The organism is Novacetimonas maltaceti, from assembly GCF_002906255.1.
Taxonomy (GTDB): Bacteria; Pseudomonadota; Alphaproteobacteria; order Acetobacterales; family Acetobacteraceae; genus Novacetimonas; species Novacetimonas maltaceti.
Map to the genome: position 1 here is coordinate 1 of NZ_POTC01000129.1, position 1,555 is coordinate 1,555.

General features: G+C 50.1%; 1 protein-coding gene and 2 pseudogenes. 1 reads left to right on the top strand and 2 read right to left on the bottom strand.

Annotation, left to right across the window (positions count from 1 at the left end; translation table 11 throughout):
* Window positions 1–124: 124 nt before the first annotated feature.
* A pseudogene (locus tag KMAL_RS16585) lies at window positions 125–437 on the top strand (transposase); the annotation flags it as partial.
* Window positions 438–681: 244 nt separating this feature from the next.
* Here KMAL_RS16585 and KMAL_RS16590 read toward each other — a convergent pair.
* Complete coding sequence (locus KMAL_RS16590; RefSeq protein WP_010511654.1) at window positions 682–1,092, bottom strand: RrF2 family transcriptional regulator; 411 nt, start codon at window positions 1,090–1,092, stop codon at window positions 682–684.
* A gap of 169 nt (window positions 1,093–1,261) precedes the next feature.
* Window positions 1,262–1,555: pseudogene (locus tag KMAL_RS17970) on the bottom strand (hypothetical protein); the annotation flags it as partial.

Here is a 1,555-nt window from a genome sequence, read left to right on the forward strand (position 1 = left end):
CAGCGAGAGACAACTCCCAATCTGCTCAAAACGCAGACTGGACGCCATCGCAAAAACCGTCAATCAAATCGCCAAAACCCAGAAATTACCGGCCAAGCACATCAATCAAGGGTTCTTCGATCCCTCCGATTATACCGATGCCGCTGCCCTGCTGGATAGTCTTCCTGAAGCACAATGGATGCCGGGAGATCGCGGGGATGACGCCGACTGGTTCAGGGACGCCCTGGAAGCAAAAGGTATAAAAGCCCTGCATTTCAGGACAGAAATCTCGCGGAAAACCGGTCAGATACGACAAGAGAAAATATAAACGCCGCAATCGCATCGAGATCATATTCGGAAGGCTCAAGGGCTGGCGGCGGGTTGCAACCCGCTACAACAGATGCCCGACCGTCTTCTTCTCAGCCATCTGTCTCACCGCAACCGTCATGTTCTGGCTATGTGTCCCGAGCCTAGAAGCCGTCCGTACTTTGGTAAAAATCTTTCAACACCGTAATAATAATAACGTCCGCTATCATTATATTACCCGCAACAAAATGAACTTTGCACCTGAAGATTATATGAATCTTACTTCACACGAGATTCACTATGACTACAGTGACATTTTTTTCATCGACGGCTTCAAATGTTCTATCAACTGTTTGAGGGAGGCATCATGCCAGGATGGAAAAGTGAGCAAACACATTATCCTGAACCACTAGTGAGATCCAGTAAGCTCATTCCATCGGAAAATGCCATAAATGCATCAACGGCCTGTACTATGAGATGGCGAAACTGACAAGCATTGCCCAGTATACACTGGTTATTGCCAGATGGGTGACAGGCGCCAGGGGATTCTTTTTCAGTTTCCATGAGCCGCATAATATGACCGACGTTGATGTTTCTGGCAGACACAGCCAGACGGATGCCACCAGTACCTCCCCGGGTACCTTGTACGATCCCGGCATGACACAGGTGTTGTACAACTTTCACAAGATGATTGTGCGAAATGCCCTGCAACTCAGTGATGTTCCTGACGGTAACACGCGAATCAGGATTACACGCCAAGTGGATCAACACACGGAAAGCGTAGTCGGTACGCAGCGAAAGAGGCATCAACCCCACCACCCATAGGCACGTGTTGACTGATTTTCCCAAGCAGCCTCTCAGAATATTGCCAACGGGCTGCTGTACCAGGCAACCGTGACGCAGGGCATTCGTGACATAGGGGAGTAGAGTACGCAAAATGGAGTTGCCTGCGCGTCTGTTCCTCTACTGTCATGAATTAGGTTACCTTCGAGTTTGGAAAGGTGACACACACACCAAATCCTCTGGCAGATCCTGTAAGTGGGGAACGTAAGCGCAGAGTAACGTCCATTTGGGTAGCGATATTACTGGCAATGGCGAGACCCAGGCCACTGCCATGATTACCGGTCCCGCCGCGCACGAATGGGCTAGGGCCTGTTAGATCTTGAATTTCTTCCCATATTGTAGGGATGGAAGAAGGAGACAGAACAGGCACCTTTACGGACGAGACATGGGCGATCTGGGAACCTCTGATTGAGGAGGTTCGCCCGAG